Source organism: Streptomyces sp. NPDC043896, from assembly GCF_056435605.1.
Map to the genome: position 1 here is coordinate 386284 of NZ_JBWKEE010000003.1, position 17648 is coordinate 403931.

The following is a 17648-nucleotide window of genomic DNA, read 5'->3' on the forward strand; positions in this document are numbered from 1 at the left end:
AGTACATGGTAGTCTCCTTCCTCCCCCCTTTTCCCCTCCCCCCCCCCCTCCCCCCCCCCCCCCCAAACCCCCCCCCCCCCCCCCCCCGCGGTGGGCGGCCGGGCGGACGGGGACGGGGGACGCGGCGCCGCCCCGCCCGCACGGGGTGTCCGGGGGCGGGTCAGCTCTGCCAGACCGTCCGGCTGCCGCTGCTCGGGTGGTGGCGGAACGTTCATCCCCCGGGCCGGGCCCGCTGGTGCCCGGTGCCGCGCGCGGCCGTGGTCCGTTCGGGCGGGAAGCGGCGTGCGGCGGTCCCGCCTGCTCGGCGATCGGGCGCGGCGGTGGCAGGAAGGAGGGATGAGCCTTCCACGCCGCCTGGTCCTCGCGGGCGCGGCCGCCGCCCTCCTCTCCGCCGGCGGAACGGGTGCGCGGGCGGACGGCGTCCGGTCCTCCGGCGGCGCGCGGCGGGGCGCGCGCCCCGGCGGCGGGGCGGGGCCCGACTTCGGCGCGCTCGCCCGGGGGATGGACGGCCGGCTGGTACTGCCGGGGGACGCGGACTACGCCGAGGCCCGCCGGCTCTTCCAGCCCCGCTACGACACCGTCGCGCCCGCGGCCGTGGCCTACCCGGCGCACGCCGGGGACGTGGCCGTCTGCCTCGGCTTCGCCCGCCGCTCCGCGGCCGCCGTGGTGCCGCGCGGGGGCGGCCACGGCTATGCGGGGTGGTCCACGGTCGCCGGCGGGCTGGTGGTGGACACCGGGGCGATGGCGGCGGTGGCGGTCGAGGGGGACGAGGTGCGGGTCGGGGCCGGTGCCCGGCTCGCCGAGGTGCACGCGGCCCTCGCCGCGCGCGGCCTGGGCGTCCCCGCCGGGCTGTGCCCCTCCGTCGGGATCGCGGGGCTCACCCTCGGCGGCGGGCTGGGCCTGGGCTCGCGGGCGTACGGAACCACCTCCGACCGGCTCTCCGGGGCCCGCGTGGTCACCCCGGACGGGGTGGTGCGGGACGTCGGCGCCGGCCGGGACCCCGATCTGTACTGGGCGCTGCGCGGCGGCGGGGGCGGGAACTTCGGCGTGGTCACCGAGTTCCGGCTGCGCACCCATCCGGTCTCGGACGCCGCCTTCGCCGAACTGCACTGGCCCGGCGGGGACTCGGCGGCGGTGGTACGGGGCTGGCAGCGCTGGCTGGGCGCGCTGCCGGACCCGTTCTGGAGCCAGGTGGAGTTCACGGTGGAGTCCGGCCGGGACGCCGTCCCCGCCGTCAGGGTGGTGTGCTTCGACGGGCGGGCGGAGCTGGAGCGGGAACTGACCCGGCTGACCGGCCTGGTCGGGCCGGAGCCGCGGGACAGCTGGATCGTGGTACGGAGCCACGGGGACACCGTGCGGGCGATGGCCGGCTGCGCGGACCGCACTCCCGCCCAGTGCCGGCTGCCGGGCCGGCTGCCCGGCCGGGACCCGCTGGGGCGCCTCGGCCGGGACTCGTACGCGGCCCGCTCCGACTTCTGGGGCGGCGCCGGGCTTCCGGAGGCCGCGGTGGCGGCGGTGCTGGCCGCGGTCCGGCGGTACGGGCGCGAGGCGCCGGGGGGCGGCTTCGGAGTGGTCCAGTTCGACGGGGTGTGCGGCGGGGCCGTGAACCGGGTGCCCGGCGCCGCCACCGCGTTCGTCCACCGGGACAGCGCCTTCCTGGCCCAGTACCTGGCCTACTGGCCCGATTCCGCGACGGCCGCCGAGGTGGACCGGCACCAGGGCTGGCTCGACGGGCTGTGGCGGGACCTGCGCCCCTGGGCGGGCGGCCGCGCCTACCAGAACTACGCCGATCCGAAGCTGGCCGGCTGGCGCGAGGCCTACTACGGGCCGAACCTCCCCCGGCTGGAGGAGGTCAGGCGCGCCTACGACCCGGGCCGGCTCTTCCGTTTCCCCCAGGCTGTCTAGGGCAGTCACGACAGGAGCGAGACATGCGACGTTTGTTGACGGTGGCGACGGCCGCGGCCGCCGCGGCCGGGGCCGCCGCCCTGATGCTGCCGGGCGGGGCGCTGCCCGTCGCGAAGGCCGAGCGGGCCGGGGCGGCCTCGGAGCGCTGGTCGGCGCGGGAGGCCACGGCGTTCTGGACGGAGGACCGGATGGCCTCCGCGCTGCCGGTCCCCGAGCCCGGTCCGGGCGCCGGGCCCGTACGGCCGGCCGCCGTCCCCGCTCCGGCGGCGGCGGACGGTCCGGCGACCCCGGAGCCGTCCCCGGCGACGGCCCCCTCCCCGGCCGAGGACCTGGCCGCGGACCCGGCCACAGACCCCGCCGCGGACCCGCTGGCTGATCCCGCGGCCGACCCGGCCGCGGAGGCCGCCCCGGACCCGGCGCCGCCGCCGGATCCGAACCGGCCCGGCGCTCCGCTCTCCCCCGGGGGCGGCATCGTGCCCGGCCCCGGCGTGGCCCCCGCCCCCGACGCCCCCGACCCCGCCCCCGACGCCCCGGCCGCCGCCGGTCCGGGGGCCGCCGCCCCCGGGCCCGTACCGGCGCCGGCCCCGTCGACCGAGCCGGCCACGACGGCCGCGCCCGCTCCCGTGCCCGCCCCCGTCCCCGCCCCGGCGCGGCCCGCGGAGCCGGCCACGGCGGCCGTGCCCGCGACGACCGGAGTCGGGCAGGACTTCAACGGGATCCCGGTCGTCGGCCGGATGTTCGTCATGCAGGGCGGCGGCGCCTACTTCTGCACCGCCAGCGTGGTCTCCTCACCCCGCCGCGACATGGTGCTCAGCGCGGCGCACTGCCTGCTCGGCACGGACACCCGCCAGGTGGCCTTCGTCCCGCAGTACACGCGTGCGAAGCCGCGTCCGTACGGGCTCTTCCCGGTGCTGCGCGACGCCTCGGGGCGCTCGAAGGTGTGGATCGCCCCCCGCTACCGCACCCAGGGGCCGGACCGGGCGGCCACCCTCGACGTGGCCTTCGCCCAGGTGGGACCGGGTGCCGACGGGCTCCCGGTGGAGGACGTCGTCGGCGGCAACCGGCTCGTCACCGGGGCCTCCTTCACCCACCCCAAGGTCACGCTGATCGGCCACCCGGCGGCGGCCGCGCGACCCCGCCTGTGCGTGAACCGGACGACGAAGTTCACCAGCAAGGACCCGAAGAGCCCCGGATCGTTCCTGAAGATCGACTGCACCGGCTATCCGGGCGGGACCAGCGGCGGTCCCTTCCTCGCGCGCTTCAACACGCAGACCCAGACCGGGGACGTGGTCGGGGTGATCGGCGGCTGGAAGACGGGCGGGCCCACCGCGGACACCTCGTACAGCTCCTACTTCGGCGCGGAGATCAGGAAGCTGTACCAGACGGCGGTTGCCGGGGCCCAGGCGCAGTGAGCACCCGCACCCAGCGGGTGCGGCGCGGGTTGCCGACCGTGCGGGGCGTCACCGGGACCCCTCCGGCGGTCAGCGGGTCGGCCGGGGCGAGGGCGAGCTGGCGGCGCAGGTCCGCCAGGGCCGCGTGCACCGGCGCGAGGATCACCTCGGCGCGCGGGTGGGCACCGGCGAGGGCGTGAGCGGTGGTCTCGATGGTCTCGACGGCGTCCTCGGCGGCCGTCCGGCTCCACCCCCCGGGTCCCCCGCCGCTCCAGGGCGCGACGGCGTCGTAGAGGTGGCAGGCGGCATCGGCCGCGGCGTCGGCCCGTTCACCGACGCCCGGCGCCGCGATGGTCGGCAGCAGCTCCATGCCCGCTCAACGAGCGGGACCCGCCGGGGGAACGAGGCGGCGGCGGTGGATCCGGCGCGCCACGGCGCCCGTGAGGGCGTCGGCGGTGGCGGGCGCGCGGCCGTCGACCCCGGTGACGCTCCGCCACATCCGGTCGGGTGTCCAGGGGTGGCGGGCGCGCGGTCCGGGGACGCGGGTGCGGGACGATCCGGCCAGAGTGGCGGCCTCCTCCGGACCGTGCGCGGTCCGGGCGGCGACCAGGCCGAGGACTGTCGGGCGGCGAGCAGGCCGAGGGCGGTCGGGCGAGGGCGGGCTCCCCGTCGGAGGTCACGGGAACAAGTCTCGTGCGGCGGGACCCGGTTCGGCCCGGGGGCCGTGTCCTAGGCTGGTCACACCATGAGCATCAGAGTGCGCAGACCGGCCCGTGCGCGGAAGGCGGGCGCGAAGGACCGGGCGGGCGGGGGGAGCCGCGAGCCCCGCGGACCCGGCGCCCTCGCCCAGCTCGCCGTGGCGCTGCGGACGCCGGCGCGGGCGGGTGAGCCGCTGTTCGCGCGGGCCCCCAGGCTCTGGCAGCGGATGCTGCCCTTCGCCGTCACGGCGGTGTTCGTGATGTCGCTGCTGCCGTCGACGATCGCGGTGCTGACCAACGACTACGCGCTGGACGGCGGCTGGGCCGGGGCCCTGGGCGTGGCGCAGACCGTGCCGCTGCTGCTGGCGGTGTCGCGTCCGCTGGCTGCCTGGGGCGTGGTGCTGCTCGCGGACGTGGCCGGGGCGGTGGTGCTGCTGGCCGGCGCCGACCGGCTGGCCGGGCACTCCTGGCCGTGGACGCCGATGGCGGTGGTCGGGTACCTGGTGCTGATGCTGTGCCTGGGGCTGCGCGAGCCCGTCCGGGTGCTGGTGCGGGTGTGGCTGGCGACGGGCGTGGTGGGGGTGCTGCTCGGCTTCTTCGACCCGGGCGGGGTGACGAACACGGTGGCGCTGGTGTTCGTGCTGGCCGGGACCGTGCTGGCGCTGGCCGGCGCGCTGCGCGGGCTGGGCGACGCGCGGCAGCGGATCGCCGAGCAGGAGAGCATCAGCGAGGCGGAGCGGGCCCGGCGCACCCTGCTGGAGGAACGGGCCCGGATCGCGCGGGAGTTGCACGACGTGGTGGCGCACCACATGTCGGTGATCACGGTGCAGGCGGATTCGGCGCCCTACCGGCTCCCCGGCATGCCGGAGCCGGTGCGGGAGGAGTTCTCGGCCATCGCCGCGAGTGCGCGCGAGTCGCTGGGCGAGATGCGGCGGCTGCTGACGGTGCTGCGGGGTGACGCCAACGGCTCCGGCGGCGCCGGCGGGGAGCGGGCGCCGCAGCCGGGCATCGCGCGGATCCAGCAGCTGGTGGAGGCGACCGTACGGGCCGGGCAGCCGGTGGAGTACTCGCTGGCGGCGGAGCTGGCCGGGGCGGTGGTGCCGCCGGCCGTGGACCTGTCGGCGTACCGCATCGTGCAGGAGGCCCTGGCCAACGTGGTCCGGCACGCGCCGGGCGCGCGGACCCGGGTGTCGGTGGCGCGCGCGGCCGGGGAGGGCTCGTCCGGGGAGGGCTCGTCCGGGGAGGGCGAGGGCGGTGAGGTACTGGTCCTGGTGGTCAACGGTCCGGCCCGGGAGGCGGTGGTGGAGCTGGAGGGTTCCGGCACGGGGCACGGGCTGGTGGGGATGCGCGAACGCGTACGGTTGACCGGCGGGACCCTGGACGCGGGTCCGCTGCCCGAGGGCGGGTTCCGGGTCGCCGCCCGCCTCCCCCTCGACGCTCCCCCCGACCCCACTGCCGAGGACCCCAGTTGACCATTCGCGTGATCATCGTCGACGACCAGGCCATGGTGCGGGCGGGTTTCGCCGCGCTGCTGGCGGCACAGCCCGACATCGACGTGGTGGGCGAGGCCCCCGACGGCCGCGAGGGGGTGCGGGTCTCGCGCACGGTGCACCCGGACGTGGTGCTGATGGACGTACGGATGCCCGAGCTGGACGGGCTCTCGGCGGCCCGCGAGCTGCTGGACCCTCCGCCGGGGGTGACGCACCGGCCGAAGGTGCTGATGCTGACCACCTTCGACATCGACGACTACGTGTACGAGGCGCTGCGCGCGGGCGCGTCCGGGTTCCTGCTGAAGGACGCCCCGCCGGCGGACCTGATCGCGGCGGTCCGCGTGGTCGCCTCGGGCGAGGCGCTGCTGGCGCCCTCGGTGACCCGTCGGCTGATCGCGGACTTCGTGCGGCAGCGGCCGGCACCGCGCAGGGATCCGGCGCTGCGGCTGAACGGCCTGACCCCGCGCGAGACGGAGGTGCTCGAGCTGATCGCGCTGGGGCTGTCGAACCAGGAGATCGCCGCCCACCTGGTCCTGGCGGAACAGACGGTGAAGACGCACATCGGCCGGGTGCTGGGCAAGCTGGACCTCCGCGACCGGGCCCAGGCGGTGATCTTCGCGTACGAGGCGGGCCTGGTCCGCCCGGGCGACACGGCCTAGCCCGGGGGGCGGTGGTGCGGTACGGCCCGCGTCCGGTGCTGCGGGTGCCGCTCTGGACGGCCTGCGGCCTGGCCGGGGCCGGCGGCGCCGTGACGGCACCCGGCTCCCGCGCCTGCGTGCGCGGTGCCGGCCCGTCCCGGGATCCGACGGACCGTCATCGGGACGTGCGGGCCGGCCGCTGACCTGGGAGGGGCGTTCGTGTCCGCTGCGGCCGGGAGCGGCCGGGGCGGGGTGGGACGTGGCGGGTGTCGCGGTCTCCGGTGCCACGGTTAGGGTGGCCGGGTGAACCTTTCTTCCGCGCTTCCCCCTTCCTTCCGGCTGCTCGTCACGGGTGGCGGGACCGGTGGCCATACCTACCCCGCCCTGACCGCGATCCGTACCCTGCAGGGCCGCCTCGCGGCCGTCGGCAGCACCCTCGACGTGCTGTGGATCGGAACCGCCGACGGCCTGGAGGCGCGGGTCGCCCCCGCCGAGGGGATCGCGTTCAAGACCGTCGCGACCGGGAAGATCCGCCGTTCGGCGAACCCGCTGAAGATGCTCTCCGCGGCGAACATGAAGGACATGGCGAAGGTGCCGCTCGGTGTGGCCCAGGCCCGCACGATCGTCTCCGAGTTCGCCCCGGACGTGGTCCTGGCCACCGGCGGGTACGTCGCGGTGCCCGCCGGGCTGGCGGCGCGGATGTGCAAGCGTCCGCTGGTGCTGCACGAGCAGACCGTCCGGCTCGGCCTGGCCAACCGGAAGCTCGCCGGGTCGGCCACGCGCATCGCCGTGTCCTCGGAGTCCTCGCTCCCGCTGCTGCCCGCCGAGGTGCGCGAGCGCGCGGTCGTCACCGGCAACCCGGTCCGCCCGGAGGTGCTGAGCGGGCACCCCGACAAGGCCGTGCACGCCCTGAACCTCACCGGCTTCGACCGCCGCCTGCCGACCGTCTACGTCACGGGCGGCGCGCAGGGCGCCCAGCAGATCAACGGCGTGGTGCGCGAGGTGCTCCCCTGGCTGCTGAGCCACGCCAACGTGATCCACCAGTGCGGCCCGGCCAACGTCGACGAGCTGCGCTACGCGGCCTCCGGGCTGGACCCGGTCCTGGCGGGCCGCTACCACGTGACGGGCTTCGTCGGCCCGGAGCTGCCGGACGTGCTGGCGCTCGCCGACGTGGTGCTGTCCCGGTCCGGGGCCGGCACGCTGGCCGAGCTCACCGCGCTGGGCAAGCCGGCGGTGTTCGTCCCGCTGGCGACCTCCGCCGGCAACGAGCAGGCGCACAACGCGCAGCACCTGGCCGACGCGGGCGCCGCCGTCGCCCTGCTCGGCGAGGTCACCGGCCAGAGCCTGGCCGACGCGATCGGCCCGCTCCTGACCGACCCCAGCCGCCGGGCGTACATGGCCGACCGCGCCCGCGCGTACGGCCGCCCGGACGCCGCCGAGCGCCTGGTGGACGTCCTGCTGGAGGCGGCCGCGCGCTGACGCCGTCCGCACACCCGCCCAGGGGGCACCCGTAGCGCATCCGTCATGACGTGGACCGGATGCGGCGGCGGGTGTCCCCTTCGCGCGTCCGGGCCGCACGGGCGCCGGCCCCTGGTCTCCTCCACCCCCTACCCCGGTATGACATCCGGGTTGGCTCTCCGGTCCGACGTGCGGCCGGGTACCTCCTTCCTACCTTCCTCCTCGTCACGGGCCCGCCGGGGCCGGCACGAGGAGAAGGGGGAGGGGCATGCGCCGCTTCGGGAGGACGGTCGTCACGGCCGCGCTGGCGGTGGCCGTCGTCGCGGGGACCGCGGGATGGGCCACGGGCGACAGCCGGCCGGCCGTCACCGGGCCGCCGCCCGGGACCGCCGCCTGGCGGGCCGACTCGGTGGGCGGGCGGCCGCTGCCCGATCCGCAGGGGGCTTCCCCGTATGAGGTGGCACGGTTCTTCGCCGGGCTGGACGGGCCGGCGCGCCGGGAGCTGGTACGGGCACACCCGCTCGTGGTCGGCAATCTGGAGGGGGCGCCGCTCCCCCTGCGGTACGAGGCCAACCGGGTGGCCGTCCTCGCCACGGGTGATCCCCGCTACGCCTCCCTCGCCGGGCCCGGCCGGCAGGTCCTGGCCTTCGACCCGCGCGGGCGGGGGCAGGTCGCCGAGGTGTTCGGGGACCTGGAGCGGGCGGCCCACGTCTCGGTGGTCGTACCGGGGTCGGACAACGACGCCTCCTCGCACGACGCCGCACGGGCCCCGCACACCGGTCCGGCCGGGATGGCGCGGGCGCTGCGGGCGGCCGCCGGTGACGCCACCGCCGTCATCGCGTGGACGGGCTACACCACCCCGGTGGGGGTGGGCCTGGACGCGGCCGGCGGGCGGCTGGCCGAAGCCGGCGCGGTCCGCCTGGCCCGATTCACCGCCGGACTGGACGCGGTCGGCGCGCCCGACCCGGTGCTGTTCTGCCACAGCTACGGCTCGGTGGTCTGCGGGCTCGCGGCCCGGCACACGGACGCCGCCGACGTCGTCGCCCTCGGATCCCCCGGCATGCGCGCCGGCAGCGCGGCGGGCCTGGGCACCCGGGCCCGCGTCTGGGCGGCCCGCGGGCCCTCCGACTGGATCGCGGACGTGCCGAACGTCGAGTTCGCCGGCCTGGGGCACGGCGCCGACCCGGCCTCCCCCGCCTTCGGTGCGCGCCCTGTGCCGGCCGGGGACGTGCGGGGCCACACCGGCTACTTCGCGCCCGGCACCCGCTCCCTGGAGGCGTTCGCCGCGATCGCGAAGGGGGAGGTCCGATGAGGGCGCTGACGCCGCTGCGGGGCGCGGCGGACCGGATCGACCGCCAGACCCCCGCCCACCGGGACCGGGCCGTCGACGGTCTGCGCGCGCTGGCCCTGCTGGCGGTGCCCATCGGGCACTGGCTGCTGGGCGGGTTCACCCTCGACGCGGAGGGCGGCCTGCACAACGCGAGCCCGCTGTCCTCCTTCGGCGCCCTCGCGCCGGCGAGCTGGGTGCTCCAGATGCTCGGCGTCTTCTTCCTCGTCGGCGGCTACGCCTCGGTGCTCTCCTACCACCGCCGCGCCGGCTCGGCCGGGGCCTGGCTGAAGGGGCGGATGGTCCGGCTGGGGCGGCCGGTCCTCGGGGTGACGGCGGTGTGGGCGCTGGCCGCGCCCCTGCTGTACGCGGCGGGCGTGCCGGAGACCACCCTGCGGACGGGGGCCACGCTGGTGGTCCAGCCGCTGTGGTTCGTCGGGGTGTACGCGGTGGTGACGGCCCTGACCCCGTACTGCGTGCGGGCGGGGCGGCGGCTCGGGGGTTGGGCGGCGGCACCGCTGCTCGGCTCGGTCGCGCTGGTGGACTTCCTGCGGTACGGGCCCTTCTCCGCGTCGGTGCCGTCCTGGCTGGCCGTGCTGAACGTCCTGCCGGGCTGGCTGTTCGCGTACCAGCTGGGCGTGGACTGGGGCGAGCGGCGGATCGGGCGGCGCGGGGCGTGGCTCCTGCTGGCGGGCGGGACGGCGCTGTTCGCGGTCCTGCTGCTGGGCTTCGACTACCCGGCGTCGATGGTCGGCGTCCCCGGTGAGGCGCGGACCAACTCGCACCCGCCGTCGCTGCTGGTGCTCGCGCTGGCCTCGGCGCAGTCGGGTGCGGCGATCCTGCTGCGGGACCGGCTGGCGGGGCTGCTGGCCCGGCCCGTGCTGTGGGCGCCGGTGGTGGTGGTCAACCTGTCGGCGATGACGGTCCTGTGCTGGCACCAGACCGCGATGCTGGCGGCCGCCGTCCCCGCCTCGTTCACGGGTGAGGTGGCCGGGCTGACGACGGCGCCCGACACCCTCGGCTGGCTCGCGGCGCGGGCGGCGTGGCTGCCGGTGTTCGCGCTGCTGTTCGCCGTCATCGCCCGGTACGCGCGCCGTTTCGAGGCCGCTCCGGCCCGCGGGCGCCGGGCCCCGGCGGTACGCCGTACCGTGGCGGGGCTGCTGGCGGCGGGCTTCGCGGTGTTCGCGCTGGGCCTGGCGTAGGCCGGGGTCGCGGCCGGGGCAGCGGCCGACTTCGGCGGCCGGAGTCGGCGGCCGGAGTCGGCGGCCGGGGCCGGCAGCCGGGGTCAGTGGCCGCGCAGCGCGGCCGCCACCGGGCCGTCGCCGTGGACCCGGAGGCGGCCCTCGGCGACGGCCTCCGGCACGTCGAGCACCCCCTCGGCGAGCTCCCGGCAGGTGTCGGCGTCGAGTTCGAGGCGGGCGTCCGGCGCCCCGGCGGGCCCGTCGCCGTACGCGGGACCCCCGCCGCCGAGGCGGACGTGGAACACCCCCTCGTCCAGGGCCACGTCGACGACGGCCGGGCCCTGCACCGCCGGGAGGCGGCGCAGCAGGGGCAGGGCGTACCAGTGGGCGCGCAGCGCGTCGGTGGGGCGGCGTTCGGCGAGGTCGGGGGCGCCCCATGCGGCGAGCGCGGTCAGCACGGGCAGCAGTCCGGCGCCGCGCTCGGTCAGTTCGTACACCGTCGCGGCCGCCGGCGGGGGGAGCTTGCGGCGGGTGGCGAGGCCCTGCGCCTCCATGTCCTTGAGCCGGCCGGCGAGTACGTCCGTGGAGACGCCCGGCAGGTCGGCGTGCAGGTCGGTGTAGCGGCGGGGCCCGGCCAGCAGTTCCCGGACGATCAACAAGGTCCAGCGGTCCCCGACCGCGTCCAGGGCGCGGGCCGAGGCGCAGTACTGGTCGTAGCTTCGACGGCGTGGCTGACGAGGTGACATGCAGCGCAGTCTAGACAACATGTTGGACTTTCCAAGCTCTTGCTTGGTAAAACCAAGCAAGAGGTCCGGCGTACGGGAACAGGGAGGGCACGGCATGGAGTTCCGGCAGTCGAGCAAGCTGAGCGAGGTCTGCTACGAGATCCGGGGCCCGGTGATCGAGCACGCCAACGCCCTTGAGGAGGCCGGTCACAGCGTGCTCCGCCTCAACACCGGCAACCCGGCCCTGTTCGGCTTCGAGGCGCCGGAGGAGATCGTCCAGGACATGATCCGGATGCTCCCGAAGGCCCACGGGTACACCGATTCGCGCGGGGTGCTCTCCGCCCGCCGGGCCGTCGTCCAGCGCTACCAGGCCATCGGCCTGACGGACGTGACGGTGGACGACGTCTTCCTCGGCAACGGCGTGTCCGAGCTGGTCTCCATGGCCGTGCAGGCGCTCCTGGAAGACGGGGACGAGGTCCTCATCCCCGCCCCGGACTTCCCGCTGTGGACCGCCGTCACCACCCTCGCCGGCGGCAAGGCCGTCCACTACGTCTGCGACGAGTCCGCCGACTGGTACCCGGACCTGGACGACATGGCGTCCAAGATCACGGACCGCACCAAGGCCGTGGTCATCATCAACCCCAACAACCCCACGGGCGCCGTCTACCCTAAGGAAGTCCTCGAAGGCATCCTGGAACTCGCCCGCCGCCACGGGCTGATGGTCTTCGCCGACGAGATCTACGACCAGATCCTGTACGACGACGCGGTCCACCACAGCGCCGCCGCCCTCGCCCCCGACCTGGTGGTCCTCACCTTCTGCGGGCTGTCGAAGACGTACCGGGTGGCGGGCTTCCGCTCCGGCTGGCTCGTGGTCAGCGGGCCCAGGCAGCACGCCCGCAGCTACCTGGAGGGGCTGACCATGCTCGCCTCCATGCGGCTGTGCGCCAACGCCCCGGCCCAGTACGCCATCCAGGCCGCGCTGGGCGGCCGCCAGTCCATCCACGAGCTGACCGCCCCGGGCGGCCGCCTCCTGGAACAGCGCGACCGGGCCTGGGAGAAGCTGAACGAGATCCCCGGCGTGTCCTGCGTGAAGCCCAAGGGCGCCCTGTACGCCTTCCCGCGCATCGACCCGAAGGTGCACCCGATCCACGACGACGAGCGGTTCGTGCTCGACCTGCTGCTGCGGGAGAAGATCCAGGTCGTCCAGGGCACGGGCTTCAACTGGCCGCGCCCGGACCACTTCCGGATCCTGACCCTGCCGTACGCCGACGACCTGGACGCGGCGATCAGCCGGATCGGCCGGTTCCTCAGCGGCTACCGGCAGTAGGGCCCCGGGGGGCGGCCGTGCCGCGACCGGTGTGCCGTTGCCGGGGGGTGAACCGGCCGGATCACTCCGTGACGGGCAGGCACTCGGCGAGCAGCGCGACGACGTCACGCCAGGCTCGCTGTGCGTGCCGCGGGTGGTGGCCGACGCCGGGACGGACGGTGTGGCCGACCGGTGGGTGGTGGAAGGCGTGCAGGGCCCCTCCGTAGACCACGATGCGCCAGTCGACCCCCGCGGCCTGCATCTCCGCGGCGAAGGCGTCCCGCTGGGCGGGCGGCATGATCGGGTCTTCCGACCCGACCCCGGCCCACACCGGACAGCGGATGCGTGCCGCCTCGCCCGGGCGGCCCGTGGTCAGCGCGTTGACCGTCCCGATCGCGCGCAGGCCGACGCCGTCACGCCCGAGTTCCAGCGCGACCGCGCCCCCGGTGCCGTAGCCGACGGCGGCGATCCGGTCGGTGTCCGCCCGTGGTTCGCCGCGCAGCACGTCGAGCGCGGCATGACCGATTCCCCGCAACCGGTCGGGGTCGGCGAGCAGCGGCATGCAACGGGCCAGCATGTCCTCCGGGTCTTCCAGATAGCGCCCGCCGTGGAGGTCGAAGGCCAGCGCCACGTACCCCAGCCCGGCCAGGGCCTCGGCCCGGCGGCGGTCGACGTCGCTGAGCCCCACCCCCTCGGGTCCGAGCAGGACCGCCGGCCGGCGCTCGCTACCGGCCGGGAGCGCGAGGTGTCCGACCATCGTCAGGTTGCCGGCCGGGTACTCGACCGTACGCGTGGTGACCGTCGCCATCGTCATGTGACGGGACGGTAGTGACCGTTGCGCCCGCTCGGGGTGGTGTTCACCGATGGCGGACGGCGGTCCGTCCCGACCGCCTCACCTGCGTTCCCCGCCCGCTGGCGGCCGCTCGCCCACACGACGAGAGCGCCGCTCCCCGAGGGGAGCGGCGCTCTCGTCGTGTGGTGCCGTCGCCGGTCAGGCGATGGACGCCGCGACGACGGCGGCTACCGCGAGGTTGCAGGAGGCGGTGACCCACACGGCCGGGTGCGGCTCGGGGTCGACCACGATGGCGCCGAGCTTGCCCGGGGTCACCAGGTCGAGCACCAGGAAGGCCACGGCCATCAGGACCAGGCCGAGGACACCGAAGGCGGCCGTGGACAGCAGGCCCTTGCCGAAGTCCTCGTAGGTGGTCCAGATCGAGGTGAAGACGATGCCGCCGATGCCGAGGAGCGCGGAGCTGAGCAGGAGGGCCGCGTTGCGGTTGCGCTCCTCCCAGATCTGCTTGGGGAGCTTCCCGGGCGTCAGCACGTCCACGAGGACGATGCCGAGGATCAGCAGCACCAGGCCGAGGGCGCCGTAGGCGCTGGTACGGCCAAGTCCGTTGACGATGTCGCTCATTGAGAAGCCTGTCTCCGCGTGGGTGGGAAAAGATGTGCCAGGACGTGCCGTGGGGAGGCCGAATCTATCGCACGGCCCCGCCCCGGACCATGGGGAGGTCAGGAAATGGCAAAGGTCAGGTTCGCGCGGGCCGGGGAGGCCGCGGCGCTGACCGCGCTGGTGATGCGGTCCAAGGCGCACTGGGGGTACGACGCCGGGTTCCTCGCCGCGTGCGCGCCGCAGCTCGCCGTACGGGAGCACGAGCTCGCCGCCCGGCGGATCACGGTGGCCGAAAACGGACGGGGGGATCTGCTGGGCCTGGCCTCCCTGGAAGACGCCGGGGACCCCGGAGGGGAGCCGGCGGCGCGGCTCGGGCTGCTGTTCGTGGAGCCCCGGTCCATCGGGCTCGGCACCGGGCGGCTGCTGTACCGGGACGCGCTGCGCCGGGCCGCCGGCCTGGGGTTCCGCCGGCTGCTGATCGACTCCGATCCGCACGCGGCGGGCTTCTACCGCGCGATGGGCGCCGTCGAGCGCCCCGGCGCGTCCCCGGAGGGGCTCGTCCGCTTCGCGGCGGCCCCCGTTCCGCTCGCCGGCTGGGCGCGGGCCTGGACGGGCGGGGTCCCGGCGGTGCACGTGGGGAACGTCGCCGAGTTCAACGTCCAGTTCGCCGACGCCTCCCTCGGCGGGGAGCAGCGGGCCGCGCACGACTACGCCTGCCTCGCCGCGTTCTACAGCCCGTACCCGGCGGCCCTGGTGCTGCCCCGGCCGGTGCCCCCGGGCTGGGTCGAGCTGGTCGGGAGGCAGCTGGGCTGGGGTCCGGAGGTCGAGGTGTACGACGGGCTCCTGGAGCGGGGTGCGGGGCTGTCGGACGCCGTGTCGGCCCGGCCGTCGCTGGCGCGGCGGGTGACGGAACGCGGGCTGCCCCTCGTGCCGTGGGGGCGGACCGGGCCGTACGCGCGCCTCGCGGGCCTGCCGTGGCGGCCGGGCGAACTGCGGTACGAGTCGAAGTCGGCGGCGCACGGCCTGTTCGGGCGGATCCTGGCGGGCGGCGGGCACCCGGGGATCACCCTCCCCGCGCAGTGGCGGGCCCCGACCCGGCGGACGGCCGTCCGGCTGCTGGCGGCGCGGGCCCGGGCGGGCGAGAGCACCGTTCTCAAATCGGAGCACGGTGTCGGCGGTTCGGGCACCGCGGTGGTCACCGCCGGGGACGTCGAGGCGGCCGGAGGCGCCCGGGCCGTACTGCGGCGGCTGCCGCGCGGGCCGCTGCTGCTGGAGGAGTACGTGCACGGCCCGGCGGACGCGCACGTTCCGCGGGACCTGACCTACGACGGGTTCGTGGACGGGGCGGGCCGGGCGCACGAGGTCGGCGCGGCGGTGATGGACGTGGCGGACGGCGGGTACCGGGGCGCGACGGTCGGGCCCGGGGTGGTGCCCGACCGCCTGGCGGGGCCGCTGCTGGCCTTCGGGGCGGCGGTGGGCCGGGAGCTGGCGGCGGCCGGCCACCGGGGCTGGTTCGACGTGGACTTCGTCTGCGACGCGGCGGGACGGCTCGCGCCGACCGAGGCCAACCTGCGGCTGACCGGCCCTTCGGCGGCCTTCATGGTGGCGGCCCGGCTGGACGAACTGCGGGGCGCGGGGCACCTCGTACGGATCGCCGACCGGGTGGAGCTGGGCGCGCGGCTGCCCGACGCGCAACTGGAGGAACTGTGCGCGGAGCTGGCGCGGGGCTGTGCGCGGCTCGGGGCGGTGTTCGTGCCGGCGATCCCGACGGGCGCCTTCGACCCGGCGCCGTGGCTGGGCGTGCTGGTGGCCGCGCACGACGCCGGGGCGCTGGACGCGGCCGAGGCGCTGGTGCGGGAGCGGGCCCTGGCGGCCGGTTCCGGCTTCGGGGCGGAGTTCGCGGCGGGACCGGGGGGCGGGGCGGAGTTCGCGGCGGGACCGGGGGGCGGGGCGGCGTTGGCGGCGGGACCGGGGGGCGGGGCGGAGTCCCCGGTCCCCGGGGGCGCCGCTCCCGCTCCCGTCCCCGCCCCCGGTCAGTCGTCGAAGTCGAACGGGCTGGCCGGCTTCCGGGTGGCGTAGAGGGCCACGACCACGGCGGCGATCATGAGCGGGACGTTGAAGGCGTAGACGAGGGCGGCCTGGCGCGGCCAGTCCTGTTTGGCCGCCAGCCGGTAGAAGTTGTCCTGCGGCCACCAGGCGATGAGCAGGTACGCGATCGCCAGGTGGGCGGCGGTGGTGATGCGCCGTCCGCGCCCCTGCGCCAGCATCGGCCCGCGTCCGGTGAAGAGGAACATCACCCCGGCCCCGAAGGCGAGGCACTCGCAGAGGTAGAGGATCCAGAAGAGGAGGGCCCACGGGTTCGGGACGCCGGTGAGGTCGGTCGATCCGGGCCAGATGACGCCCGTGAGGACCCGGCTGAGGAGCCCCAGGAGCGGCGCCCCGCAGCCCAGGGCGAAGGCGAGCGGCACGACGGGCTCGCTCCCGGCCGTGCCGGCGCGCGCGGCGCCCCCGTACTTGCCGCTACCCCGGCTCCCGGCCACGGGGGCCAGCAGCAGCGGCGGCCGCGGTACCTGCGTGCGGTCCTCGCGGCCGGCTCGGGTGCGGGGCAGGGCGCGCATCCGGATCACCGCGCGGGGGGCCTCCGCGGCGGGCGCCACCCCCTTCAGGTGCTCCCGCAGCCGGGCGGCGTTCGGCAGGGCGTCGGCCGGGGTGCCGGGTGGCGGGGCGACGTACGCGACGAGCCGCTCCCCGCCCCCGGGCACGGGCACGCGGGCGACCAGGGCGGTGCCCACCCCGGGGTGCGTACGGATCGCGGACTCCAGGGGGTACGGGTCGAGCCGGCCGCCGTCCCCCGACTCGATTCGGTCGCGGATCCTGCCACCGAACTCCAGGAGCCCGTCAGGGCGCAGCACCCCGCGGTCCCCGGTGGGTACCGCGTCTCCCCCGCCGGGCGGCTCCAGGAGGACCTCCCCGTCGCGCAGCAGGATCCGGCAGCCGGGGAAGGCGGTGCCGAGCAGGGAGATCCGTTCCGGGTCGTCCAGCGGGCGGGGCAGCTGCGGCAGTTCGAACCAGGCGCCGGTGCCCGCGGCCTCGGTGAGGGCGTAGACGTTGAGGACGCGCGCGCCGGGGCGCAGCCGGTCCTGCAGGGCGATCTGCTCGTCGAGGTAGAGCCGGTCCCCGCTGACGGCGAGCAGGCGCAGCGAGCGGAGTTCGGCGTCGGGTTCGCGGCGGGCCGGGACGGCGGCGGGGCCCGGGGGCTCCTCCGCGAGGAGCAGTTCGGCGGCGCCCGCCGGGTCGGTGTGGACCACGCCGGCCTGTGCGTCCCGCACGGCGCGGCGCGCTTCCCCGGGCCGCCAGGCGGCGCCCTCGGGCAGGACGAGGGCGCCGCCGGAGCACAGGGCCCGGGTCCAGCCGGCGGCGAAGGGGGTGGTGTCCGGGCCGCCGGTGAACAGGTGCCGGTCCTGCGGGGTCAGCCGGGCCGCCTCCGCCCAGGCCTCATGGGCGGCGAGGAGCAGCGCGTGGCCGACGGGGACGGGGCGGGGTGTGGCCGCGCCGGTGAACAGGACGGCCGCGGTGCCGTTGGCGGGGGTGCGTCCGGGGACGGGGCCGTCCGCGTCGGCGGGTCGCGGGGCGGGCACGGCTTCGGCCGGGTGCAGGATCCGGGTGTCCTCGGCGGCGTGGAGGCGGGCCTCGTCGGCGGGGTGGGCGACGAGGAGGTCCGGTGCGAGGGCGGCGAGTTGCGCGCGTCCTCCCCGCGGGTCGGCGGCGTTGACGACGGCGTAGGCCCCGCCCGCCTTGAGGACGGCGAGCAGGGCCGTGACGAGTTCCCGCTGCCGGGGCAGGGCGAGGGCGACGAGGCCGCCCGGGGCCAGGCCCGCGTCGGCCATGCGCCGCGCCAGCCGGCCGGACTCCGCGTCGAGCGCGGCGTACGAGACGGCCTCGTCGCCGGTGAGGAGGGCGGGGGCCTGCGGGGCCAGGCGGGCCCAGTGGGCGAAGCGGTCGAGGACGGTGTCCCCGGCGGAGCGGGCCGGACGGTCCGGGCCGGCGGGGCGGTCCGGCTGTGATGACTGCGGTGGCTGCGTCATTCCCCGATGATGCCACCGGGCGCCGACAGCGCCCGGGGATCCCGAAGTTCC

General features: G+C 76.8%; 14 protein-coding genes. 9 read left to right on the forward strand and 5 right to left on the reverse strand.

The genetic code is table 11. From position 1 onward, the window contains the following. The first annotated feature begins 336 nt into the window (after positions 1 to 336). Both AC069X_RS06395 and AC069X_RS06400 read left to right on the forward strand, forming a co-directional pair. On the forward strand, positions 337 to 1905 hold the full coding sequence (locus tag AC069X_RS06395) for an FAD-binding oxidoreductase (RefSeq protein ID WP_478725697.1): 1569 nt from the start codon (positions 337 to 339) through the stop codon (positions 1903 to 1905). A gap of 23 nt (positions 1906 to 1928) precedes the next feature. Continuing rightward, positions 1929 to 3317, forward strand: a complete 1389-nt coding sequence (locus AC069X_RS06400) for a hypothetical protein (RefSeq protein ID WP_478725699.1) — start codon at positions 1929 to 1931, stop codon at positions 3315 to 3317. Here the strand turns inward: AC069X_RS06400 and AC069X_RS06405 are convergent. Beyond that, positions 3271 to 3666 (reverse strand): hypothetical protein, encoded by a 396-nt coding sequence (locus AC069X_RS06405; RefSeq protein WP_478725701.1) that lies wholly within the window; start codon positions 3664 to 3666, stop codon positions 3271 to 3273. The two genes, AC069X_RS06400 and AC069X_RS06405, sit on opposite strands and share 47 nt — an antisense overlap. A 375-nt stretch (positions 3667 to 4041) precedes the next feature. Here AC069X_RS06405 and AC069X_RS06410 point away from each other — a divergent pair, with 375 nt between their 5' ends. The 5 genes from AC069X_RS06410 (at position 4042) to AC069X_RS06430 (ending at position 10109) form a co-directional block, all read left to right on the forward strand. After that, complete coding sequence (locus AC069X_RS06410) at positions 4042 to 5466, forward strand: sensor histidine kinase (protein WP_478725703.1); 1425 nt, start codon at positions 4042 to 4044, stop codon at positions 5464 to 5466. Further along, positions 5463 to 6143 carry a response regulator gene (locus AC069X_RS06415; protein ID WP_478725705.1) on the forward strand — a complete coding sequence of 227 codons (681 nt, stop codon included), beginning with the start codon at positions 5463 to 5465 and terminating at the stop codon, positions 6141 to 6143. Before AC069X_RS06410 ends, AC069X_RS06415 begins: the two co-directional genes overlap by 4 nt. Positions 6144 to 6425: 282 nt before the next feature. Further along, the gene (locus AC069X_RS06420) at positions 6426 to 7601 is read left to right on the forward strand and encodes a UDP-N-acetylglucosamine--N-acetylmuramyl-(pentapeptide) pyrophosphoryl-undecaprenol N-acetylglucosamine transferase (protein WP_478725707.1); all 1176 of its coding nucleotides are present in this window, start codon (positions 6426 to 6428) and stop codon (positions 7599 to 7601) included. Positions 7602 to 7848: 247 nt separating this feature from the next. Further along, the gene (locus tag AC069X_RS06425) at positions 7849 to 8892 is read left to right on the forward strand and encodes an alpha/beta hydrolase (protein ID WP_478725709.1); all 1044 of its coding nucleotides are present in this window, start codon (positions 7849 to 7851) and stop codon (positions 8890 to 8892) included. Then, positions 8889 to 10109, forward strand: a complete 1221-nt coding sequence (locus AC069X_RS06430; protein ID WP_478725711.1) for an acyltransferase family protein — start codon at positions 8889 to 8891, stop codon at positions 10107 to 10109. Before AC069X_RS06425 ends, AC069X_RS06430 begins: the two co-directional genes overlap by 4 nt. 83 nt (positions 10110 to 10192) lie before the next feature. On the opposite strand, the gene AC069X_RS06435 is transcribed toward AC069X_RS06430, so the two are convergent. Next, positions 10193 to 10834 (reverse strand): winged helix-turn-helix transcriptional regulator, encoded by a 642-nt coding sequence (locus AC069X_RS06435; protein ID WP_478725713.1) that lies wholly within the window; start codon positions 10832 to 10834, stop codon positions 10193 to 10195. Positions 10835 to 10928: 94 nt separating this feature from the next. Between AC069X_RS06435 and AC069X_RS06440 the strand changes: the two genes are divergently transcribed. Beyond that, complete coding sequence (locus tag AC069X_RS06440; RefSeq protein ID WP_478725714.1) at positions 10929 to 12140, forward strand: pyridoxal phosphate-dependent aminotransferase; 1212 nt, start codon at positions 10929 to 10931, stop codon at positions 12138 to 12140. Positions 12141 to 12201: 61 nt separating this feature from the next. Here AC069X_RS06440 and AC069X_RS06445 read toward each other — a convergent pair whose 3' ends face one another. Together AC069X_RS06445 and AC069X_RS06450 are read right to left on the reverse strand one after the other, a co-directional pair. After that, on the reverse strand, positions 12202 to 12927 hold the full coding sequence (locus AC069X_RS06445) for a dienelactone hydrolase family protein (protein WP_478725790.1): 726 nt from the start codon (positions 12925 to 12927) through the stop codon (positions 12202 to 12204). Positions 12928 to 13110: 183 nt separating this feature from the next. Beyond that, positions 13111 to 13533: a DUF350 domain-containing protein gene (locus AC069X_RS06450; RefSeq protein WP_467890804.1), complete on the reverse strand. Its 423-nt coding sequence runs from the start codon at positions 13531 to 13533 to the stop codon at positions 13111 to 13113. 105 nt (positions 13534 to 13638) lie between these two features. On the opposite strand from AC069X_RS06450, the gene AC069X_RS06455 reads away from it, so the two are divergent. Further along, the gene (locus AC069X_RS06455) at positions 13639 to 15591 is read left to right on the forward strand and encodes a GNAT family N-acetyltransferase (protein WP_478725717.1); all 1953 of its coding nucleotides are present in this window, start codon (positions 13639 to 13641) and stop codon (positions 15589 to 15591) included. Here the strand turns inward: AC069X_RS06455 and AC069X_RS06460 are convergent. Further along, on the reverse strand, positions 15546 to 17597 hold the full coding sequence (locus tag AC069X_RS06460; protein ID WP_478725719.1) for an AMP-binding protein: 2052 nt from the start codon (positions 17595 to 17597) through the stop codon (positions 15546 to 15548). The two genes, AC069X_RS06455 and AC069X_RS06460, sit on opposite strands and share 46 nt — an antisense overlap. Positions 17598 to 17648: the final 51 nt, after the last annotated feature.